The organism is Pseudonocardia benzenivorans CB1190 (assembly GCF_000196675.2).
Classification (GTDB): Bacteria; Actinomycetota; Actinomycetes; order Mycobacteriales; family Pseudonocardiaceae; genus Pseudonocardia; species Pseudonocardia benzenivorans.
This window is the reverse complement of sequence record NC_015312.1, coordinates 5,990,325-6,012,066: the sequence shown is the minus strand read 5'-3', so window position 1 is coordinate 6,012,066 and position 21,742 is coordinate 5,990,325. Positions and strand designations below refer to the sequence as shown.

Below are 21,742 nucleotides of genomic sequence, written 5' to 3'. Positions count from 1 at the left end.
CGGGCTGGCCCTGAGAGTGTTCTTCCTGCATACGATGCGGCCGTGACTGCGCTGGCGTACGCGCTGCCGGCTGCCGCGGCCCTCCTGCTCGGTGTGGCCGGCGGCTTCTGGTGGGGCCGCCGGTCCGTCGCCCCCGCGCCGGCTCCGCAGCCGGATGCGGGGCCGACGTTGGCCGAGCTGCTCCGCCGCGCCTTCACGTCGAGCGGGACGGGGCTCGCGGTGCTGTCCCGGCACGGCGACGTCGTGATGTCGAACGCCCAGGCCGTGACGTTGGGCGTCGTCGCCGAGGGCCGGGTCGATCCCCGGGCGTGGGTGGTCTGCGAGCGGGTGCTGCGTGACGGGACGGTCCAGGCCGTCGACCTCTCCCCGCTCGATCACCGCGGCCGCCGCCCGGAGGCCGTGCTCGCGACGGTCCGGCCGCTCGCCGACGGGTTCACCCTGGTCGAGGCCGCCGACACCTCGGAGGCCGTCCGTCTGGAGAGCACCCGGCGAGACTTCGTCGCCAACGTCAGCCACGAGCTGAAGACGCCCGTCGGCGCCGTCGCGCTGCTGGCCGAGGCCGTGCTCGACGCGGCGGACGACCCCGTCGAGGTCCGCCGGTTCAGCACCAAGATCCTCAACGAGTCCACCCGGCTCGGGAACCTCGTCACCGAGCTGATCGCGCTGTCGCGGCTCACCGGGGCCGAGCGACTGCCCGAGCTCGCCGAGGTCGACGTCGACGACGTCGTGCGCGAGGCGCTGGCTCGCTGTCGGCTGTCGGCGGAGTCGTCGGACATCGAGATCGTCGTCGACGACGACTCGGGTCTGCAGGTCGACGGCGACCGGACGCTGCTCGTCACGGCCCTGTCCAACCTGGTCGAGAACGCGATCGCCTACTCGCCGCCGCACGCGTCGGTCTCGGTGTCGCGCCGGCTCGCCGGTGGCGTCGTCGAGATCGCGGTGACCGACCGCGGCATCGGTATCGCCCCCGAACACCAGCAGCGCGTCTTCGAGCGGTTCTTCCGGGTCGACCCGGCCCGCTCGCGTGCGACGGGCGGCACCGGCCTCGGCCTGGCGATCGTCAAGCACGTGCTGGCCAACCACGGCGGCGGGGTCTCGCTGTGGTCGAGGCCCGGCACGGGTTCCACCTTCACCATGCGGCTGCCCGCACCCGCGGGCTCGAGCGGCTCCCCGCGGGACAGCGCCGGACCGACGGCAGTCCCGACCGCCGCGACCACCGACCTGCCCGACCCGGCGGAACTCGCCGGGAGAGCTGGAGGATGACATGACCAGGGTGCTCATCGTGGAGGACGAGGAGTCCTTCGCCGACCCGCTGGCCTTCCTGCTCCGCAAGGAGGGGTTCACCGCCGCCGTCGCGACGACGGGGCAGTCCGCGCTCGAGGAGTTCGACCGCAACGGCGCCGACATCGTCCTGCTCGACCTGATGCTGCCCGGCATGAGCGGCACCGACGTCTGCCGCTCGCTGCGTTCCCGTTCCGCCGTGCCCGTGATCATGGTGACCGCGCGCGACAGCGAGATCGACAAGGTCGTCGGCCTGGAGCTGGGCGCCGACGACTACGTCACGAAGCCGTACTCGGCCCGTGAGCTCATCGCCCGGATCCGCGCGGTGCTGCGCCGCGGCGGCGAGGGCGGCGCCGAGGCCGAGGGCGGCGGCGGTGTCCTGGAGGCCGGGCCGGTCCGGATGGACGTCGACCGGCACGTCGTCAGCGTCGGCGGGGCGGACGTCCCGCTCCCGCTCAAGGAGTTCGACCTGCTCGAGTACCTGCTGCGCAACGTCGGCCGGGTGCTGACGCGCGGCCAGCTGATCGACCGGGTGTGGGGCGCGGACTACGTCGGCGACACCAAGACCCTCGACGTCCACGTGAAGCGGCTGCGGTCGAAGGTGGAGGTCGATCCGTCGGTGCCGCGGCACCTCATCACCGTCCGCGGCCTCGGGTACAAGTTCGATGCCTGATTCGTCCCGGTCGGTCCACTGTCGGGTGACCTCACACGGGAGACCGGTCACGATCCGGTTCCCGGCGGGTCTCGAGCCTTAGCCTGCTCGCGTGCGACTGGGAGTGCTCGACGTCGGTTCCAACACCGTCCATCTGCTCGTGGTCGACGCGCACCGCGGCGGCCACCCGACGCCGATGACGTCGGAGAAGAACGCGCTCCGCCTCGCCGAGCACCTGGAGCCGGACGGCTCGCTGGGCGGGCCGGGTGCCGACGCGCTCGTCCGCGTCGTCGAGCAGGCCCGCGCCGCGGCCACCGACGCGAGCTGCGACGACCTGCTCGCGTTCGCGACGTCGGCACTGCGCGACGCCACGAACTCGGCGGCGGTGCTCGCGCGGGTCCGTGAGCAGACGGGCGTCGCGCTCGAGGTGCTCCCCGGCGAGGACGAGGCCCGCTACACGTTCCTCGCGGTCCGGCGGTGGTTCGGCTGGTCGGCGGGGCGGCTGACCGTGCTCGACATCGGTGGCGGGTCGCTGGAGCTCGCGTCGGGTCGCGACGAGCACCCGTCGACGGCGGCGTCGCTGCCGTTGGGTGCGGGGCGGCTCACGCGCGACTTCTTCGAGGCCGACCCGCCCACCCGCGCGGAGATCGCCGTCCTGCGGGAGAAGATCGACGCCGATCTCGCGGCCGTCGCCGACCGCTTCCTCGGCGCCGGTGCGCCGGACCTCGCCGTCGGCACGTCGAAGACGTTCCGCTCGCTCGCGCGGCTCACCGGTGCCGTGCCCTACTCGGCGGGGCCCCGCGCCCACCGGGAGCTGACGCACGCGGCGCTGCGTCAGCTCGTCTCGTTCGTCAGCCGGATGTCGAGCGAGGACATCGCGGAGCTGGAGGGCGTGAGCCCCGGCCGGTCGCGTCAGCTGGCGGCGGGGGCGATCGTCGCCGAGGCCGCGATGCGGGCGCTGAAGATCGACACCCTCCAGATATGTCCGTGGGCGCTGCGTGAGGGGGTCATCCTGCGGAGGCTCGACACGCTCGATGGATCGGCTCAGACAGACCGTTCGGCGCACGACTCGCCACGAGAGCTTGGAGGCTTGACGCCGTTCGGGGCACGGTGTACCGGATGAGCTCAGACACCGATCACCCGCGTCAGCGCACGGTCGCGGAGCTGCTCGCGGAGAACGCAGGCTCCACGACCGGCAGGCGACGCCGTCGTCGCGAGGCGGACGACCCGGGTGACGGCGCCGCTCCCGACGAGCGCGGCGCCCCGCGCACCCCTGCCGCCGAGCGCTACCCGACCGACACCGTCGCACCGCCGGCCGGCCGGTCCGGCGCCCCGCCGTCGCCCGGCGCCGCGCGGCTCGCCGGCTACCGGGGAGCGCAGGGCATCGACCGTCCCGCCCCGGCGGCCGAGCGTGCCGCTCCCGAGCGGCCACCGGTGCGTCGGCCGCCGATCGCGGGCGCCGCGACCGTCCCCGAGGTCCGGCCCGCGTCGCTCACCCCGCCGGCTCCCCCGACCGTCCCCGAGGTCCGGCCCGCCTCGCTCGCCCCGCCTGCCGCCCCGGCGCCTCCCCCGACCGCTCCCGAGGCATGGGGCCCCGAGCCCGGCCGCGCTCCCCAGAGCGGCCCCGCCGGTGCGCCGCCCGCCCGCCCGACCCCGCCGCCCCGCACGGCCGGGGTGGACGCCTACGCCCCCGCCGCGCGCCGTCCCGACGAGCAGCGCACGCCCTGGGTCCCCGACCGTGCGACGCAGCAGATGCCGCGCGTGGACCGCCCGGACCGCCGTGACCCGGACCGCCGTGACCCGGACCGCCGTGACCCGGACCGCCGTGACCCGGACCGCCGCGACCCGGACCGCCGTGACCCCGACCGCCGCCGGCCCGGCCGCCGCGACGAGGACACCGGCCCCATCGACGCCCCCCGCACGGGACCCGGTACCCCCGCCCGCCGCGGCGCGGACGACGGCGGACCGCCGACGGTGCTGGGCGCCCCGCCGATCGACGACACCCGCGCCGACGGGGGTCCGCCGACCCAGGCCGCCGCGTTCGACCCCGACGACCTCGACGACAGCGACCACGACAGCGACCACGACGACGGGCTCGACGGCCTGACGACGGCGCTCCCGGCCGGTGGCCGCCGCGCGGCCGTCGACGCGTCCGCCGACGAGGACGACCCGCCGCAGGCCACGACGGCCCTGCGGGCGCCCGAGCAGCCCACCTCGGCCATGCGGACGCCGCGGCGGCCGGGGCGGGACCGGCCCGCGGGCCTGGACGCCGGCGACGCCGAGGACGAGGAGCTCGACGACGAACCCGTCGAGGCCGCCCCGCAGACCTGGGCGGCGGTCATCGCCCAGTGGATCGGCGGCGCGGTCGTCGGCGCCGGCCTCTGGGTCGGGTTCGCGTTCCTGTGGATGCACCTGCCCGTCGTGGCGCTGGCCGCGGCGGTCCTGGTCACCGTCGGCCTCGTGCTGGCCGTGCGCGCCATGCTGCGCGACGACGACCTGAAGACGACGATCTTCGCGGTCCTCGTCGGCCTGCTGCTGACCGTGTCCCCGGCGATCCTCGTGCTGGCCCGGCAACAGGTGTGATCGAGGTGCAGGGTCCGCCGGTCGCGCTCTCGTCGGCGTCGGTCTACCCGGAGCCCGCCGCGGCGGCCTTCGAGATCGCGGCGACGCTGGGTTACGACGGTATCGAGCTCATGGTGTGGTCCGACCGGGTCAGCCAGGACGTCACGGCCGTGCGGCGGCTCGTCGACCGGCACGGTGTGGGCGTGACCGCGGTGCACGCCCCCTGCCTCGCCGTCAGCCAGCGGGTCTGGGACGCCGACCCGTTCGTCCGGCTCCGCCGCTCCGTTGCCGCGGCGCAGGAGCTGGGGGCGCGCACCGTCGTCGTGCACCCGCCGTTCCGGTGGCAGCGCCGCTACGCCGAGCAGTTCGCCGACGAGGTCGCCCGCGCGGGCGAGACCAGCGGGGTGCGGCTGGCCGTCGAGAACATGTACCCGGTGGTGCGCGGGGGCCTGCGCACCGTGCCGTACGCCCCCGGGTTCGACCCGACCGTCACCGGCCACGCCCACTACACGCTCGACCTCTCGCACACGGCCGCGGCGGGCGCCGACGCGCTCGCGCTGCTCGACCGGATGGGCGCAGGCCTGGTCCACCTGCACCTCGCCGACGGCAGCGGCGCGGCCCGCGACGAGCACCTCGTGCCCGGCCGCGGCGGGCAGCCCTGCGCCGAGGTGTGCGAACGGCTCATGACGGGCGGGTTCGCCGAGGCGGGCGGGACGGTCGTCGTCGAGGTGAGCACCCGGCGCTGCCGCACCCGGCACGACCGCGTCGCGATGCTCGCGGAGTCCCTGCTCTTCGCCCGGCTGCACCTGCAGCCGACGGCACGACGTCCGGACCGGGCCGCCGCCCGGCCGGCCCCCACGGGCGGCTGACACCCGCCCGGCGCTGCGGCACGCCGTCGGGCACCGGGCCTACGGTGACGGCGTGAACCCGTTGCGCTCGGCGATCCTCGCCGCCGCCCGCAGCGATCGGCTGCGTTCGACGATCGCCGCGGCGCCCCCCACCCGCGCCGTCGTCGACCGGTTCGTCGCCGGCGAGACGACGGCCGACGCGCTGCGCGTCGCGCGGGCCCTCGTCGACGCCGGCTGCGCCGTCAGCCTCGACCACCTCGGTGAGGACGTCACCGACGCGGCGGAGGCGGGCCGCGCCGTCGATGCCTACCGCGAGGTCCTCGAGGCCGTCGCCGCCGCCGGGCTGGCCGACCGGGTCGAGGTCAGCGTCAAGCTCAGCGCGCTGGGGCAGGGGCTGGGCGCCGGTGGGGAGGCCGTCGCGTACGAGCACGCCGCCGCGATCTGCGCGGTCGCGGCCGACGCCGGGACCACCGTCACGGTCGACGCCGAGGACCACACGACGACCGACTCGACACTGCGCGTCGTCGCGAAGCTGCGGGAGACGTGGCCGTGGGTCGGCGCGGTCCTGCAGGCCCAGCTGCGGCGGACCGAGGCCGACTGCGGGACCCTCGCCGGCCCGGGGTCGCGGGTGCGGCTGTGCAAGGGCGCCTACGCCGAGCCCGAGTCGGTCGCCTACCGGACCGCGGACTCGGTGCGGGCGAGCTTCGCCCGGTGCGCCGGCACCCTGCTCGACGGCGCCGGCTACCCCATGTTCGCGACGCACGACCCCGTGCTGGTCCGCGTCCTGACCGACCGGCTGCGCGCGACCGGCCGCGACCCCGCGACGGCCGAGTTGCAGCTGCTGTACGGCGTGCGGCCCGACGAGCAGCGCCGCCTGGTGGACGAAGGTCACACCGTGCGCGTGTACGTGCCGTACGGGACGCAGTGGTACGGCTATCTCATGCGACGACTCGCGGAGCGGCCCGCCAACGTGGCCTTCTTCCTGCGCGCACTGGCGGGCAGGCGATGACCGCGGCTGCCGAGACCGGGACGCGACCGTTCTCCGACGCGCTCGTGGTCGAGCCCGCCGGCCGGGACCTCTACCGGGCCGTGCTGGGAACGCTGTGGAACGCGGCGGGCGGCAAGGTGCACGGCGGGCTCATGCTGGCCCTGCTGACGCGGACCGTCCTGCACCGGGTCGACGAGGCCCGTGCCGAGGGCGGTGCCGACGGCCCGCCCGCCGAGCCGCTCGTCGTCGCCGCGGACTTCCTGCGGGCCCCGGACCCGGGGCCCGTCGAGATCCACACCGACGTCGTCAAACTCGGCCGGACCGCCTCGGTGTGCCACGCCCGGCTGCTGCAGGACGGCCGCCCGATGCTGACGGCGTCGGTGACGACGGGCCGGCTCCCCGACGACCCGCCGCGTTGGACCGCGGGCCTGCCCGACATGCCCGCGCTGCCGACCGCCACGGCCGCCGACCCGAGCCGCGACCACCGCGGTCCCGGCCGGACGCTGGCCAAGGCGTGCGAGATGCGCTTCGACCCCGCCGACATGCCCTTCGCCAAGGGCGAGACCGGCGACGCCACGATGCGCGGCTGGGTGCGGCCCCGCGGCGAGGAACCCGACGTCCTGTTCGCCCTGCTCGCCGGGGACATCCTGCCGCCGACCGTGTTCAACCTCGGCGGCACCGTCGGCTGGGCGCCGACCGTGCAGCTCACGGCGTTGCTGCGCGGCCGGCCGTCGCCGGGATGGCTGCGGTGCGCGTCGACGTCGCACACCGTCGCGGGCACCTGGTTCGACGAGGACGCCTCCGTCGTCGACGAGTCCGGCCGGCTGATCTGCCAGGCCCGCCAGCTCGCCCTGGCCCCGCTCCCACGCTGACCCGGGGCCGGCCGCGCCTGTCCGCGGTGTGGTGCCGGCGGCGGCCCGGGGGGAGTGCATTTGCGCCCGACGAGCCCGGGCGCAACCTGAGCGTCGCGTCGCGGGCGCGGGGGAGCGGTGAGGTTGCGGCCGACGGACGGCGCGCAGTCCCGAGGGCCGTGCCATGGGCGTGCGGAGCGCTGAGGGTGCGGCCGACGAACCGGGCGCAACCTGACGGTCGTCGCGGCGGCCCGGGAGAGCGGTGAGGTTGCGCGCGAAGAGCCGGGCGCAGCCTGAGCGTCGCGTCGCGGGCGCGGCGGAGCAGTGAGGTTGCGCTCGGGTGGGGCGGCGGGCTCGGGTGGGCGGCGGTACGGGAATCCGGCGGCGGGCCCGGGCGGGGCCCGGCTACCGTTCCGGCCATGACACGGATCGCTGTGCTCGGGGCCGGGAAGATCGGCGAGGCGTTGCTCTCCGGACTGCTGGCGAGCGGCCGACCGGCGTCGGAGCTGGTGTTCACCGAGCGCCACGCCGAGCGCGCCGCCGAGCTGACGGAGCGGCTGGGCATCGCGTCTGCCGACGTGGCAGGGGCCGCGGCGGCGGCCGACGTCGTCGTCGTGGCGGTGAAGCCACAGGACATCGCGCCGGTCCTCGGTGAGCTCAAGGGTGCCATCCGGCCGGGGACGCTCGTGGTCTCGCTGTGCGCCGGTCTGCCGACGGCCCTGTTCGAGGGCGGTCTGCCCGACGGGACACCGGTCGTGCGCGTCATGCCCAACACCCCGATGCTGGTCGGCGAGGCGATGAGCGCGGTGTCGCCCGGCGCGCACGCGACCGCCGAGCACGTCGGGACCGTCGTCGACATGCTGGCCGCGGTGGGCCGCGTCGTGCAGGTGCCCGAGTCGCAGCAGGACGCCGTCACGGCGCTGTCGGGATCGGGGCCCGCCTACTTCTTCTTCCTGGTCGAGGCGATGATCGACGCCGGCATCCTGCTCGGGCTGCCGCGTGCGGTCGCGGCGGATCTCATCGTGCAGTCCGCCTACGGGGCGGCGTCGATGATGCGTGAGTCCGACGACCACCCGGTGCTGCTGCGCGAGGCCGTGACCTCGCCCGCGGGGACGACGATCGCCGCGATCCGCGAGCTCGAACGCCACGGTGTGCGGGCCGCGCTCATCGCCGCGATCGAGGCCGCCCGCGACCGTTCGGTGGAGCTGGGACGCTCGGTGCAGGCACGTTGACCCGATCGGCGGACGGGGGGTCACCCTGACGTGCCGCCGCGGGCCCACGCCCGGGTGGCATCCCTGTCGGGCCAGTCACAACGGCACCGCTATCCTCACGGGTGAACATCGTCCCCTCCACGGACGGTGCGAGAGCGGAAGGCGGTGTTCGGATGCCGTCCGAGCAGCCCGAGCAGCTCAACCTGGCCCAGGTGCAGTTCCTGACCGTCGCCGAGGTCGCTGCCATGATGCGCGTGTCGAAGATGACCGTGTACCGGCTCGTGCACGGCGGGGAGCTCCCGGCCGCACGGGTGGGCAGGTCGTTCCGCGTGCCCAAGAGGGCCGTCGAGGAGTACCTGCGCAGCGCGTACTTCGACGCGGGCTGAGTCCCGGGGCCGCGCCCGGGCAGGGGGCGGCCCGTGGGCGGCAGGTAGCATGGCGGATCAGCGTCGTCGGGCCCGGTTTCGTCCGGACCGTCACGATGTCGGCGTGCTCCGGTACGCCGCGCCTCGCGGACCCGCGCCGCGCTGTGCACCCCGCACGTCACATCATGGAAGGAACCCGTATGGGCTCGGTCATCAAGAAGCGCCGCAAGCGTATGTCGAAGAAGAAGCACCGCAAGCTGCTGCGCAAGACCCGCGTCCAGCGTCGCAAGCTCGGCAAGTGACCGCCGGCCGGTCGCCCGCACCCGGGCGACCGGCCGCCGGTCCGCCGCACGACCGTCCGCACCCGGCCACGACCACGGCGCGCCGCCGCGCCGATCCTGCGGCCCCGGACGTCACACAGCCTTTTCCTGCACCGGCCCCCGAGCTCGGCCGGGAGGGCTAGCATCGGGGCTCTCCGACGCCCTTCTGTGAGGCCCCGTGGCTCCTTCCGTCGTCCTGGTCACCGGTGTGAGCGGGTTCCTGGGTGGGCATCTGGCCGCCCGGCTCGCCGCCGACTCCTCGATCGACCGCGTGCTGGGCGTGGACACCGTCCCGCCGCCCCGGGATCTGTTGCGCCGCATGGGCCGCGCCGAGTTCGTCCGCGCGGACATCCGCAACCCGTTGATCGCCAAGGTCATCTCCAACGCCTCTGTCGACACCGTCGTGCACGCGTCGGTCTCGGCCGGTCCGGCCCGGTCCGGCGGCCGGACGGCGATGAAGGAGATGAACGTCATCGGGACGATGCAGCTGCTCGCGGCGTGCCAGAAGGCGGCGTCGGTGACCCGTGTCGTCCTCAAGTCGACGACGGCCGTCTACGGCTCCAGCTCCCGCGACCCCGCGTTGTTCGACGAGGCCATGACGCCCAAGGAGATGTCCTCGGGCGGCTACGGCAAGGACGCCGCCGAGATCGAGGGCTACCTGCGCGGGTTCGCCCGCCGCCGTCCCGACGTCGGCGTCACGGTCCTGCGGTTCGCGAACTTCATCGGCCCGCGGATCGACACCGTCCTGACCCGGTACTTCGCCCTGCCGGTCATCCCGACCGTCCTGGGGTACGACGCGCGCGTCCAGCTCCTCCACGAGGAGGACGCGCTGACCGTCCTGCAGCGAGCCGCCACGGAGCAGCTGCCGGGCGTGTTCAACGTCGCCGCCGACGGGGTGCTGCTGCTCTCGCAGGCCATCCGGCGTGCGGGTCGGCTGCCGCTGCCGGTGCCGTCGCCCGCGGTGGGACCGGTGGGCAAGCTGTTCCGGTCGGCGCGCATCGTCGACTTCTCCCCGGAGCAGATGCGCTTCCTGAACTTCGGGCGAGTCGTGGACACCAGCAGGATGCGGACGGAGTTCGGGTTCACCCCACGCTGGACGACCGCACAGGCCTTCGACGACTACGTCCGCGGCCGCGCACTGCACCCGATCGTCGGCGACGGATGGGTCGACACGGTCGAACGCGGCGCGCTGGCCGCAGCACGGGTGCTGCGATGAGCGACGACGACCTCTCCGCCCGGTCCCGCGACGCCCTCGGTGTCGACCGGGGCCGGCCCGCCCCGCCGCCGCGAGCGGGACGCGTCGAGGGACGCCCGCGTGCCGGCGACGCGACGGCGGTCCGCGGGCCCGGCGCCCCCCGGTCGGCGACGGGCCGCGACGACGGTCCCGGCGGTCGCAACGGCCGCCGCCCCGACACCGCGGCGCCGGTGACGTCCGGCACGGGCAGACATCGCACGCGGGCCGGGGACGGCGGTGAGCGGAACGGTTCGGCCCGGAGCCCGTGCACGCCCGCACGGGGCGGAGCCGGGTCGACGCCGGACACCACCGGGTCGGGGGCCGGCGACGCGGACCGGACGAAGGGCACGACGACGGGCACGACTGCGGGGGCGGGTGGCGTGGCGAAGAGCGGCGAGCGCGAGACGGCGACGACCCGCCGCGGGACGCGGCGTCCCGAGGACGGGGACCCCGTGGAGACCTCCGAGCTGCCGCCGGACGGGTCGGGCGCCCGGGTCATCCCGCTGCGCGCCGAGAGCGCCAGGCGGACACGGGGAGAGCGTTCCGAGGCGGGGCCCGCGTCGCCCGAGGCTCCCGGCCCGGAGGCCGCCGAGCCGACCGGACCGAGCGTCCTCGAGGAGTCGATCGAACGGCTCGCCGCCTTCGTGCGCAGGCGTGTCGACGGCGACTACCAGGTCGACGAGTTCGGCTTCGATCCCGACCTCACCGACAACGTGATCATCCCGGCGTTGCGACCGCTGTACCGGTCGTGGTTCCGCGTCGAGACGATCGGGATGCACCACGTGCCCGACGTGGGCGGCGCGCTCGTCGTCGCCAACCACTCGGGCACGTTGCCGCTCGACGCGCTGATGACGGCGGTCGCGCTGCACGACGAGCACCCCGCGCGCCGGCACCTGCGGATGCTGGGCGCCGACCTGGTGTTCCGGCTGCCCGTCCTCGGTGCGCTGACCCGCAAGCAGGGCGCGACCTTGGCGTGCAACCCCGACGCGGAGCGGCTGATGTCCTCCGGTGAGCTCGTCGGCGTGTGGCCGGAGGGCTTCAAGGGCATCGGCAAGCCGTTCAAGGACCGCTACAAACTGCAGCGTTTCGGTCGCGGCGGGTTCGTCTCGGCCGCGTTGCGCACCGGTGTCCCGATCATCCCGTGCTCGATCGTCGGGGCCGAGGAGATCTATCCGAAGATCGGCGACATCAAGCCGCTCGCGCGGCTGTTCGGCGCGCCGTACTTCCCGGTGACGCCGACGTTCCCGCTGCTCGGACCGCTGGGCGCCGTGCCGCTGCCGTCGAAGTGGTACATCGAGTTCGGCGAGCCGATCCGCACCGACGCCCACGAGCCGGCCGACGCCGACGACCCGATGCTCGTGTTCAACCTGACCGACCAGGTCCGGGAGAGCATCCAGCACACCCTGTACCGGCTGCTGTCGCAGCGACGCAACGCCTTCCTCGGCTGACGGCGCGGCCACGCCGACCCCGCCGCGGCCGGAGCGGTCGACGTCCCGCGGGGACGCTCAGCGTCGGCGGTGCGCCACGCCCGCCGCGATCGCGCCCGCGACGACACCCGCGCCCAGCACCGACGGCACGCCGATCTTCGCCGCCTTGCGTCCGGTCCGGAAGTCGCGGATCTGCCAGCCGCGTTCCTTGGCGGTGTCGCGCAGCTCGGAGTCGGGGTTGACGGCGACCGCGGTGCCCACGGCGGACAGCATCGGTACGTCGTTGACCGAGTCGCTGTACGCGCTGCATCGGCGCAGGTCCAACCCCTCGGCGACGGCGAGCGCGCGGATCGCGTGCGCCTTGGCCGTGCCGTGCAGGATCTCGCCGACGAGGCGACCCGTGTAGTGGCCGTCGACGCTCTCCGCGACGGTGCCGAGCGCACCGGTGAGGCCCAGCCTGCGGGCGATGATCAGCGCCAGCTCGACGGGCGTCGCCGTGACGAGCCAGACGCGCTGGCCGGCGTCGAGGTGCATCTGGGCGAGCGCACGCGTGCCCGCCCAGATGCGGTCGGCCATGAGCTCGTCGTAGATCTCCTCGCCGAGCGCGACGACCTCGGCCACGGGACGGCCGGCGACGAACGACAGGGCGGTGTCACGGTGGCCGCTGACGTCGGTCTCCCGGCCCCCGACCCGGAACTTCACCTGCTGCCAGGCGAACCCGAGCAGGTCCGACGTCGTGAAGAACTTGCGGGCGGCGAGGCCGCGGGCGAAGTGGAAGATCGACGCGCCGACCATCATCGTGTTGTCGACGTCGAAGAACGCCGCCGCGGTGAGGTCGGTGGCGGGAGCCTCCGCGGTGGCGTCGGTGCCTGCCGCGACGGCAGCGGCTGCCGACGCCTCGCCCGCCCGCCGGGCCGGGTCGAGCGCGGTGACGCGATCGAGCACGTCGTCCGACTCGGCGATGCCGGCCACCTCGGGACGACCGTCGCCGGGTTCGGCGTCAGGCTGTCCAACCACTCGGGCGCCTCCGGATCGCGTGTGACGGGCAGGCTTCAGCGTAGCGTCGTCGACCGGTCGCGACGGGTGGCCGTTGCCGGGAACGCCGCGAGGCCGTCGCGGTGACGCGACGGCCTCGGCGGCGCGAGGGAGCGGCGTGCGGTGGAGGCTCAGCCGCCCAGGGTGATGCCGGACTGGCCCGGCAGCAGCGGGGGCAGCGTGATGGGCGGCAGGAGCCCCTTCTGCGACGGCGCCGACGTCGTGGTCGTCGGCGGGCTGCTGTCGCCCGCCCCGGAGCCCGTGCCCGTCGCCGGGTTGGGCAGCGGGAGACCGTCGGTGCCGAGGCCGGGCAGGACACCGCCGTTGGTCGTCGTCGCGGACTCGGGGGTGGCGCTCGCGGTGGCTTCCTCGGAGCCGTTGTCCGGCTGGGTCGACGCCCCGGCCCTTGCGGACTGGGACGTCCCCCTGTCGCCCGCGGTCGGCCCGCTCGACGGCCCGGTGCTGCGCGGGGCGCACGCGCCGGTCGCCGGGATGGGCCCGAGGTCGTCGGAGCCGTCGGAGACCTCGGAGCAGTTCATCCGGCTCTGCAGCGCGGCCGAGCGGTCGGCGATGCGGTGCAGCAGCGTGATCGACCTGTCGGCGTCGGCCGGGTCGGGCAGTGACGAGCGCAGCGCGCTCCACCGCGTCGACGCCTGGCCCGCCCAGGTGGACAGGTCGCTCATCCCGGCGCCGCCGGAGCCCTCGGCCCCGTCGAGGACGAGCCTGCTGCCCTCGGTGGTCGCGCTGTCGAAGTCGTCGATCGCGGAGGCGAGGACGACGGGGTCGCCGCCGCCGCGCGCCGCGAGCTGCTCGATCTCGCTGAGCCGGGCCGAGGCCAGCTCGAGCTGACGGCGGGCCTTGGCGTCGGACCCGAAGGTGAACACCGAGCCGAACGACTCCGCGGCGCGCTTGACGCCGTAGAGCGAGTCGCCGGGGAGCGCGTCGCGGCTGGCGAGCATGCCGCCGCCGGTGAGCGCGATCATGACGAGCAGCGCGGCCGCGGCCACGACGGTGATGCGGCGCCTGCCGGACGGGCGCTCGGGACGTCGGGACCCGGGGACATCGTCCGGACGGTCGCGGTAGCCGCGGGGCAGCACGTGGCGGGCCTTGCGGGAGCGGGCGACACCGGGAGCGTGGGCCGCTCCGCCGGAGCGGACGGCGTCGGCGCGAGCGACGACCGTCTCGGCGCCATCGGTCCCGGCAGTGGCGGTCCCAGCAGTGGCGGTCCCGGCAGCGGCGGCCCCGGTGGCGGGACCGGCAGCGGCCGGCTCCCCGTGGGCGGGGACGTCGGCGGTGTGGGCGGGCCCGTCGGCGCTGGGGTCCGCCGACCCGGCCGCCGGCTGTGCGGCCGCGGCGCGCGCCGTGGGCGCGGCCACGGCGCGGACCGGCTCGATCCGCATCGTGCGTTCGGTGTCGCGCTCCGGGAACGCCGTCCCGGGGACGGAGGTCTCCGCGAACAGCGCCTCGGGGAACGCACCGGCCCGCGGGCCGGCGGGGCCCCCTACGGCGAGGCCGGCGAGCATCGCCTCCATGCGGGCGTGCATCCGTGCCGACTCGTCGGCGCTGGGCGACAGCGAGCTCAGGTTGCGGTCGAGCGCGGCGGCCAGTGCCATCTCGTGCTCGAGCTCGTCCTCCGCGGGCGGGCCGAGGGGTGACCCCGGCTCCTCCCACGCGGCGTACCGCTTGGGGTCCTTGCCCTGTCCGGCGGGCATGTTGGCCGTCCTCACTGCATCCCTGCGCTGTCGCACATCGCTGCGCTCTCCCGACGTTGTAGAGCCCAACGACGGAAAGGGCAGGTGGTTACGTCGTCCAGACCGTTCACCGCATCGGGGATGTCACTCGCCGCTCGCGTAACAACTCGCGGCGCCGGGGCGATATGGCCCCGCCCCGCGTTCCGGGGGCTCACGTGGGGCCGTCCGGCTTGAAGCCGTCGGGCATGAGCTGCGCGAGCCGCTTGACGGCCCGGTGCTGCAGTGCCTTGACCGCGCCCTCGTTGCGGTCCATCTTCTCGGCCGTCTCCGCCACCGAGAGGCAGTGCAGGAACCGCAGCGTGATGCATTCCTTCTGATCCGGGTTCAGCATGTCGATGCATCGCAGCAGCGCATCGCGCTGCGCGCTCTCCAGGACCTGTGACTCCGGGCCGCTCGTGGTCGGCGGCGCGAGCTCGACGATGTTGTCCGTCGTCGACTCGAGGCGGTAGCGGCTCGACTTGACCTGGTCGAGCACCAGGTTGCGGGCGATCGTGACGAACCAGGCCCCGATGTCGCGGCCCTGGTAGGTGACGGTGCCGATGCGGCGCAAGGCCCGGACGAACGTCTCGTGCGTGAGGTCCTCGGCGGTGCCACGGTCGCCCATCCGATAGACGATGTATCGGAAGACGACGTCCTGGTACCGCTGGTACAGCCGACCGAACGCGGCCATGTCACCCGCCTGGGCGGCCTTGACGAGTGCCCAGGAACCCTCGCCGTCCTCCTCGGGCTCCGGCACGGGGAGCTCGGCGGCTGCCGTCACGTTCGGTTCCTCCCGCTGCGTGGCCGGGTGGGGTGCCGGCACGGGAGGCCGGGCTGATGCGGGTGGGGCGCCGGCGGCGGGGCGTCCCGGGTCGGCCCCCTGCGGCGCGGGCCCCGCTCCGGGCCGCTGCACCGGCATCGGGGCCGGGCCGCCGGAGGGCCGGGTGTCGGGGCACCCGGCCGGAGCCGGCTCCGTCGGCCGCGGCCGGGGTGTCACGGGGCCCGGGTCCGCCTCGCGGCGGGCGGGGTCCTCGCGGACGAGCCGCGGCGGTCGTATCGAGCGGGTCATGGCTCGCGGCGTGCCTCACCGGCCGCGGCGGCCCCCCAGGCAGAGCACGGCGGCGACGCCGGCGGTGCGCTGGTGACAGGCTGCATGCCACTCCCTCGGGTGAGTTCTCGCGTCGAACCGTCCGGTCCGCCGTTGGGTCGTTTGTAGCGGCGGAGCATACGACCGATCGAGGGGCCCCCAAGGGCGCACCGCCGGTCGTCCTCGGCGGTATCCGGTGAGTGGACGACTACTTACGGTGAACGGTTCTGGCGCCGTCGAGTGGTCGTCGTCACTCTGGGTGGCGCCGGTTGGGCCGTTCCGGGCGAGCCTCCTCGCCGGCTTCTGCCACACTCGCCAGGGCTTGTTCCGACCGTCGCGCGACCGAGGGAGAACCGCCGTGCAGAGCCGACCGGACGAGGCGCCCGGCACGGTCGGGGCCGACGTCCCGACCCATCTCGCCGATCTCGTCCGGCGCGCGGCGCAGCGGGCACCCGACGCCCCTGCGATCGTCGACGTCTCGGCCGCGCTCACGCTGACCTGGGCCGAGTTCGACGCCGCCGTCGACGACGAGGCGGCGCGGCTGCGGGCGGCCGGCGTCGCGCCCGGGGACCGGGTGATCGTCGGCCTCGACAACGGCGCCGCCCTGTGCGTGGCCTTGTTCGGGGCGCTGCGGGCGGACGCGGTCGCGGTGCCCGTCGCGCCCCGTTCGGTCCCGCGAGAGCTCGGCGCCGTGGTGTCGAGCTGTTCACCCAGAGTGGTCGTCGGCGACCCGGACGGCCGCATCCCCGAGTCGATCAACGGCGGCTCGGTGGCGACGTTCCTCGCGCCGCCCGACGTGTCGTCGACGGGAGGTGCGCGCAGCGGTCGCGAACGATCGGTGAGCGGCAGCGGTCCTGAGCGTGTCGCGGACGGCGTGGGCGCGGGTGTCGGCGAGGCGCGCGGCGGCGAGGCGATCGCGTTGCTCGTCTACACCTCCGGGACCACCGGGACGCCGCGCGGCGTGCGGCTCTCGCACCGCGCGCTGCTGGCCAACCGGGCCCAGCAGGCGGCCCTGCGGCCGGCGCCGGTCACGGCCGTCGACCGGGTGCTGCTCTCCCTGCCGCTGTTCCACGTGTTCGGGCTGGCGGCCGGGCTGCTGCAGGTGTGCTGGGCCGGCGCGACCGTCGTGCTGACCGACCGGTTCGACCCGGAGCGGTCGGCGCAGCTGATCCCGGAGCACCGGGTCAGCGTCGTCGCCGGGGTGCCCTCGATGTACCGGGCGCTGCTCGACCTGCCCGCCGAGACGCTGCGCGCCGCGTTCGCCGGCGTGCGGTTGTGCACGTCGGGCGGGGCGCCGCTGCCACGTGAATGGCTCGCCGCCTTCCGGGACGCCACCGGCCTCGACCTCTTCGAGGGCTACGGGCTCAGCGAGTGCGGCCCCGTCCTGACCAGCACCCTCGTCGGCGGCGTGGCCAAGCCGGGCTCGGTCGGGCGGCCGCTGCCCGGCGTCGAGATCCGGCTGGTCGACGCGCAGGGGGTCCCCGTCGACGCCCGCCCGGCCGATGCCGACGAGGACGTGGAGCTGGAGGACGGGAGCGACGACGGCGACACCGGCCTCGTCGCGACCCGCGGCCCGCACCTGTTCTCCGGGTACTGGCCCGACGGCGAGGGCGGCCCCGACGCCGAGGGCTGGTTCCGCACCGCCGACGTCGGCTACCTCGACGCCGACGGCGACCTGCACCTGGTGGACCGGTCGTCGGACCTGGTGATCGTCAACGGCTTCAACGTCTACCCGCGCGAGGTCGAGCGGGTGCTCGCCGAGCTCGACGGCGTCGTGGAGGCCGCGGTCGTCGGTGTGCCCGACGACCGGACGGGCGAGGCCGTCAAGGCGGTCGTCGTCGCGGCGGAGGGGGCGGAGCTCACCGTCGACGCCGTCCGCGACCACTGCCGCGCCCGACTGGCCCGGTTCAAGGTGCCGGCGGTCGTCGAGTTCGTGGCCGCCCTGCCCCGGACGCCGACCGGCAAGGTCGCCAGGCGCACACTCTGAGCCGGACGTGAGTCCGTTCCGTAGTGAGACGTGTGTACGAGAGGTGCAGTGATGACGGACGCCCGGGTGACGGTGCTGACGCGGGTCAACTGCTCGGCGTGCGAGCGGGCCGAGGCGGAGGTCGCGCGGGTCTGCGGCGACCTGGGTGTCAGCTGGTCGGCGGTCGACGTCGACTCCGACCCGGAGCTGCGCGCGGAGTACGGCGACCGGATCCCGGTCGTGCTGGTCGACGGTGCCGAGCACGGCACGTGGAAGGTCGACGAGCAGGAGCTGCGCGCGGCACTCGCACGCTGACCGGGAGCCGCGCGGGCCTGCTCCGGATCGGGCCGTTCCGAACCGCGGGCGGCCCCCGTCCGAAGGATCTCCCATGACGACCACGGCAGCGCGACGCCCGTCCGGCAGCACGGCGACGCCTCCGACGATCCCCGGCGCACTCGCCGCCGGCATCGGCGTGCTGTCCGTCGCGGCGGCCGTCGGCGCGGGTCACCTGGTGGCGGGGTTCGTCTCGCCGGGTTCCTCCCCTTATGTCGCCGTCGGCGACGAGGTCATCCGGCTCTCGCCGCAGCCACTGGTCGAGTTCGCCAAGTCGGCGTTCGGCACGCACGACAAGACGGTCCTGCTCGTGGGGATCGCCGTCGTGATGCTGGTCGTGTCCGCGCTGGCCGGGTTCGCCTCGCGGCGGGTCCCGCGCCCGGGTGTGGTGACCATCAGCGTGCTCGGGCTGCTCGGCCTGGCCGCCGTCGCGGTGGCGCCGACGTTCGCACCGCTCGACGTCATCGCCCCAGCGGCCTCGATCGCCGTCGGCGTGCCGGTGTTCCGGCGGCTGCACCGGCTGGCGCTGGAGGTCGCCGCCGAGCGGGCCGCCACCGAGAGGTCTGCCACGGGCAGGGCCGCGACGGACAGGGCCGCGACGGACCGGACCGCCTCGGAGACGACCGGCACGGACAAGGCAGGCGCCGCGGCGGCCGAGACGAGTGGCACCCGGGAGGACGGCCGCCGGCACGGCGGCGCGGCGGAGGGCAGTTCCGGCGACGGCCGCCTCGGGACGCCGGCCACCGGCACGCCGGGGACCCGGCCGTCCGGCACGGGGAAGGGCGGCGGTCCGGCCGTCTCCCGGCGCGGGATGCTCGTGGGCACCTCGGCGGCCGTCGGGATCGGCGCGCTCCTGGCCGGTGCCGGCGGCGTCGCGCTCGGGCGCGGCGTCGGGCAGTCCAGGGCGGACGTGACGGCCCGGCTGGCCGGGCTGGACGTCGTGCGGCGCGCCCCGGCGATCCCGCCGGGCGCCGACTTCGCGGCCGAGCTGGGCACGACCCCGTTCGTCACGGCGAACAGCGACTTCTACCGGATCGACACGGCGCTGCGGGTGCCTGCGCTGCAGGCGTCGGACTGGAGCCTGCGGATCCACGGCATGGTCGGGACGGAGCGCACGCTGAGCTTCGACGACCTGATGTCGCGGCCGATGATCGAGAAGACCGTCACGATGACGTGCGTGTCCAACGAGGTCGGTGGCTCGCTGATCTCGACGGCGACGTTCGTCGGGACGCCGCTGCGTGACCTGCTGACCGAGCTCGGCGTGCAGGCCGGCGCCGACCAGCTCTTCTGCACCAGCAGCGACGGCTGGACCTGCGGCACCCCGACCGACGTCGTGATGGAGCCCGACCGTGACGCGATGCTCGTCGTCGGCATGAACGGTGAGGCGCTGCCGCCCGAGCACGGCTTCCCGGTGCGGATGGTCGTGCCGGGTCTCTACGGGTACGTGTCGGCCACCAAGTGGATCACCGACATGGAACTGACGACGTTCGCCGCGCAGCAGGGCTACTGGGTCGACAACGGCTGGGCCCAGGAGGCGCCGATCAAGACGGAGGCGCGCATCGACCTCCCCGGCGGCTTCGCGACGGTGCCCGCGGGGCAGGTGACGGTCGCCGGCATCGCGTGGTCGCAGCCGCGCGGGGTGTCGAAGGTCGAGGTGCGCGTGGACGGCGGGCCCTGGCAGCAGGCGGCGCTCGCGGCCGACGTCTCGGGCGCGACATGGCGGATGTGGCGGACGACGTTCGACCTGGGCCCCGGCAGCCACACGGTGCAGTGCAGGGCCACCGACGGGGAGGGGCAGACCCAGGTCGAGCAGCGGGCGGACCCGGTCCCCGACGGTGCGACGGGCTGGCCCGCGACGATCTTCACGGTGCGGTGAGCCGGGCACCCCGTCGACGTTACCAATTCGTTACCAACCAGAATGAACCACCTTTGACGCGAAATCGAACGCCATGACACGAGGCCGGACGGCCCGGCCCCGCTCGAGGAGGAACCCGTGCGCACGCTCTCCAGGATCGCCGCGGTCGGTGTCATGGCAGCCCTGACCGTCGCCGTCGCCGCCTGCTCCAACAACGAGGCCCCGTCCACCCAGGCCGCATCGTCGTCGGCCGTGGCCCCCGCGGCGCCCAGCGCCCCGGCGACCACGCCGGACGACGGCGTCACCACTCAGGCCGACGTCTTCGGTCCGGCCTGCTCGCAGCTGCCGCAGGGCGACGCCCCCGGCTCGCTCAGCGACATGGGCGCGCAGCCCGTCGCGACCGCGGCGTCGAGCAACCCGCTGCTCACCACGCTGACCAAGGCCATCGGCGCGGTGCCGGGCCTCGCGGACACGCTCAACGCCCAGCAGGGCGTCACCGTCTTCGCCCCGGCCGACCCCGCGTTCCAGGCCGTGCAGCAGCAGCTCGGGGACACCGCGTTCAACGCGCTGCTGGCCGACCCCAACAAGCTGGGCGCGCTGCTGCAGTACCACGTCGTCGGCACGCGCTACGACGCCGAGTCGCTCGTCGCCGCCGGCCGGACCACCCAGCTCGCCGGCGGCACCCTCAAGATCGGCGGCACGCCGACCGCGCCGACGATCACCGACGGCAAGGGCGACACGGCCACCGTCCTCTGCGGCAACATCCCGACGAAGAACGCCACCGTCTTCGTCATCGACAAGGTCCTGATGCCGGCGAGCTGACGTTCGCGCACTGCCCTCCGGCTCCCGCCGGCCGCCCTCGCGGCCGGCGGGAGTCGCGCGTGAGCGGGGTGCGAGGCCCGTCACGCCCGGCGTGGAGCACCGCTGTCACACGGCGGTGAGCGGCACGTTCGGCACGCCCACCGGTCGCGGGCGCGCCGCGCGTGGAGGAGCACGTCGCGGACCAAGATCGCAACTTTGTGCGGGCCTTCACAAGCGGCTACCGTGTCGGCATCGCCGCCCGCAGGCCCCGGTTCCCCGGGCGTCCTCCTGCAGGGTGCGGCGAGCCGGAACCGGTCGCGGAAGCATGCGGCCGGGCGAACTCGAGGAGACGCCAGCGTGACGTTGCCGCCGCACGCCGGTCGCCCCGGGACCGGCGCGAACGGCACGGGCAGCATCGACGGCAGGGCCGGTCGGACCGGCACTGCCGCCCCGGTCACGCGCGCGATCCCCGAAGCCACCGTCGCCCGGCTCGCGGTGTACCTGCGCATGCTCGGCGAGCTCGCCGAGCAGGGCGCGGACACCGTCTCGAGCGAGGAACTGGCCACCGTCAGCGGGGTCAACTCCGCGAAGCTGCGCAAGGACCTGTCCTACATCGGGTCGTACGGCATCCGCGGCGTCGGCTACGAGGTGCGCTCGCTGCACCACCAGATCGAGCGCACCCTCGGTCTCGACGAGCAGCAGGCCGTCGCGGTCGTCGGGATCGGCAACCTCGGGCACGCGCTGGCGGGCTACGGCGGCTTCGGCGGCCGCGGGTTCCCCGTCACCGCCCTCTTCGACATCGATCCCGATCTCGTGGGTATCCACATCAACGGAATCCTGGTGGAGCACGTCCGCGACATCCCGCGGGTGTGCGGGGAGCGGGGGGTGACGATCGGTCTGGTCGCCACGCCCGGCCCCGCCGCACAGTCGGTGTGCGACCAGCTGGTCGCGGCCGGTGTGCGGTGCATCCTGAACTTCGCCCCGGTGGTCCTGCAGGTCCCGCCGCAGGTCGAGGTGCGCAAGGTCGACCTGGCCGTCGAGCTGCAGGTCCTGGCCTTCCACGTCGCCCGGCGCCGCGAGGCCGAGGCCGCGGGGGTGCTCGAGGGCTCGGCCGCGCCCGTCGCCGCCCTGCCCACCAACGGCAGCGGGCCCACCGGGGGTCACGAGGCCGTCAACGGAACGGCGGTGTCGTAGCG

General features: G+C 75.0%; 20 protein-coding genes. 17 read left to right on the top strand and 3 right to left on the bottom strand.

The genetic code is table 11. The annotated features are described in order from the left end of the window. Positions 1-42 precede the first annotated feature (42 nt). From PSED_RS28340 to PSED_RS28285, 12 genes are all read left to right on the top strand, one after another. Positions 43-1,263 carry a sensor histidine kinase gene (locus PSED_RS28340; RefSeq protein WP_013677666.1) on the top strand — a complete coding sequence of 407 codons (1,221 nt, stop codon included), beginning with the start codon at positions 43-45 and terminating at the stop codon, positions 1,261-1,263. Position 1,264: 1 nt separating this feature from the next. Then, the gene (locus PSED_RS28335) at positions 1,265-1,954 is read left to right on the top strand and encodes a response regulator transcription factor (protein WP_013677665.1); all 690 of its coding nucleotides are present in this window, start codon (positions 1,265-1,267) and stop codon (positions 1,952-1,954) included. Positions 1,955-2,045: 91 nt separating this feature from the next. Next, entirely contained in the window at positions 2,046-3,056 is a 1,011-nt protein-coding gene (locus tag PSED_RS28330; protein ID WP_083845312.1) for a Ppx/GppA family phosphatase, read from the top strand. Beyond that, positions 3,053-4,516 (top strand): hypothetical protein, encoded by a 1,464-nt coding sequence (locus tag PSED_RS28325; RefSeq protein WP_013677663.1) that lies wholly within the window; start codon positions 3,053-3,055, stop codon positions 4,514-4,516. Before PSED_RS28330 ends, PSED_RS28325 begins: the two co-directional genes overlap by 4 nt. After that, positions 4,513-5,364: a sugar phosphate isomerase/epimerase family protein gene (locus PSED_RS28320; RefSeq protein WP_143770656.1), complete on the top strand. Its 852-nt coding sequence runs from the start codon at positions 4,513-4,515 to the stop codon at positions 5,362-5,364. The genes PSED_RS28325 and PSED_RS28320 overlap by 4 nt, the downstream gene beginning before the upstream one ends. Positions 5,365-5,416: 52 nt before the next feature. Next, positions 5,417-6,352, top strand: a complete 936-nt coding sequence (locus PSED_RS28315) for a proline dehydrogenase family protein (protein WP_013677661.1) — start codon at positions 5,417-5,419, stop codon at positions 6,350-6,352. Further along, complete coding sequence (locus PSED_RS28310; protein ID WP_013677660.1) at positions 6,349-7,203, top strand: acyl-CoA thioesterase; 855 nt, start codon at positions 6,349-6,351, stop codon at positions 7,201-7,203. The genes PSED_RS28315 and PSED_RS28310 overlap by 4 nt, the downstream gene beginning before the upstream one ends. Before the next feature lie 398 nt (positions 7,204-7,601). Continuing rightward, positions 7,602-8,414 carry a pyrroline-5-carboxylate reductase gene (gene proC, locus PSED_RS28305; protein WP_013677659.1) on the top strand — a complete coding sequence of 271 codons (813 nt, stop codon included), beginning with the start codon at positions 7,602-7,604 and terminating at the stop codon, positions 8,412-8,414. A 152-nt stretch (positions 8,415-8,566) separates the two neighbouring features. After that, positions 8,567-8,779, top strand: coding sequence for a helix-turn-helix domain-containing protein (locus PSED_RS28300; RefSeq protein ID WP_013677658.1), 213 nt, complete (start codon positions 8,567-8,569; stop codon positions 8,777-8,779). Between the two features lie 179 nt (positions 8,780-8,958). After that, the gene (locus PSED_RS28295; protein ID WP_010241351.1) at positions 8,959-9,060 is read left to right on the top strand and encodes a 30S ribosomal protein bS22; all 102 of its coding nucleotides are present in this window, start codon (positions 8,959-8,961) and stop codon (positions 9,058-9,060) included. Between the two features lie 196 nt (positions 9,061-9,256). After that, on the top strand, positions 9,257-10,294 hold the full coding sequence (locus PSED_RS28290) for an NAD-dependent epimerase/dehydratase family protein (RefSeq protein WP_013677657.1): 1,038 nt from the start codon (positions 9,257-9,259) through the stop codon (positions 10,292-10,294). A gap of 470 nt (positions 10,295-10,764) precedes the next feature. Then, complete coding sequence (locus PSED_RS28285; RefSeq protein WP_407692851.1) at positions 10,765-11,760, top strand: lysophospholipid acyltransferase family protein; 996 nt, start codon at positions 10,765-10,767, stop codon at positions 11,758-11,760. 57 nt (positions 11,761-11,817) lie between these two features. Here PSED_RS28285 and PSED_RS28280 read toward each other — a convergent pair whose 3' ends face one another. The 3 genes from PSED_RS28280 to PSED_RS28270 form a co-directional block, all read right to left on the bottom strand. Further along, positions 11,818-12,711 carry an HAD family hydrolase gene (locus tag PSED_RS28280; protein WP_041760079.1) on the bottom strand — a complete coding sequence of 298 codons (894 nt, stop codon included), beginning with the start codon at positions 12,709-12,711 and terminating at the stop codon, positions 11,818-11,820. A gap of 194 nt (positions 12,712-12,905) precedes the next feature. Beyond that, a complete protein-coding gene (locus tag PSED_RS28275) occupies positions 12,906-14,486 on the bottom strand; it encodes a DUF5667 domain-containing protein (RefSeq protein WP_013677654.1) in 1,581 nt (526 codons plus the stop codon). Between the two features lie 190 nt (positions 14,487-14,676). After that, entirely contained in the window at positions 14,677-15,285 is a 609-nt protein-coding gene (locus PSED_RS28270; RefSeq protein WP_013677653.1) for a sigma-70 family RNA polymerase sigma factor, read from the bottom strand. A 664-nt stretch (positions 15,286-15,949) separates the two neighbouring features. Here PSED_RS28270 and PSED_RS28265 point away from each other — a divergent pair. The 5 genes from PSED_RS28265 to PSED_RS28245 all read left to right on the top strand — a co-directional run bounded on the left by PSED_RS28265 (position 15,950) and on the right by PSED_RS28245 (position 21,740). Continuing rightward, complete coding sequence (locus tag PSED_RS28265) at positions 15,950-17,578, top strand: class I adenylate-forming enzyme family protein (protein ID WP_013677652.1); 1,629 nt, start codon at positions 15,950-15,952, stop codon at positions 17,576-17,578. Between the two features lie 51 nt (positions 17,579-17,629). Further along, a complete protein-coding gene (locus PSED_RS28260; RefSeq protein WP_013677651.1) occupies positions 17,630-17,872 on the top strand; it encodes a glutaredoxin family protein in 243 nt (80 codons plus the stop codon). A 73-nt stretch (positions 17,873-17,945) separates the two neighbouring features. After that, positions 17,946-19,766 carry a molybdopterin-dependent oxidoreductase gene (locus tag PSED_RS28255; protein ID WP_013677650.1) on the top strand — a complete coding sequence of 607 codons (1,821 nt, stop codon included), beginning with the start codon at positions 17,946-17,948 and terminating at the stop codon, positions 19,764-19,766. 117 nt (positions 19,767-19,883) lie between these two features. Beyond that, on the top strand, positions 19,884-20,567 hold the full coding sequence (locus tag PSED_RS28250; protein ID WP_013677649.1) for a fasciclin domain-containing protein: 684 nt from the start codon (positions 19,884-19,886) through the stop codon (positions 20,565-20,567). A gap of 336 nt (positions 20,568-20,903) precedes the next feature. Further along, entirely contained in the window at positions 20,904-21,740 is an 837-nt protein-coding gene (locus tag PSED_RS28245; protein ID WP_013677648.1) for a redox-sensing transcriptional repressor Rex, read from the top strand. The last annotated feature ends 2 nt before the right edge of the window (positions 21,741-21,742 follow it).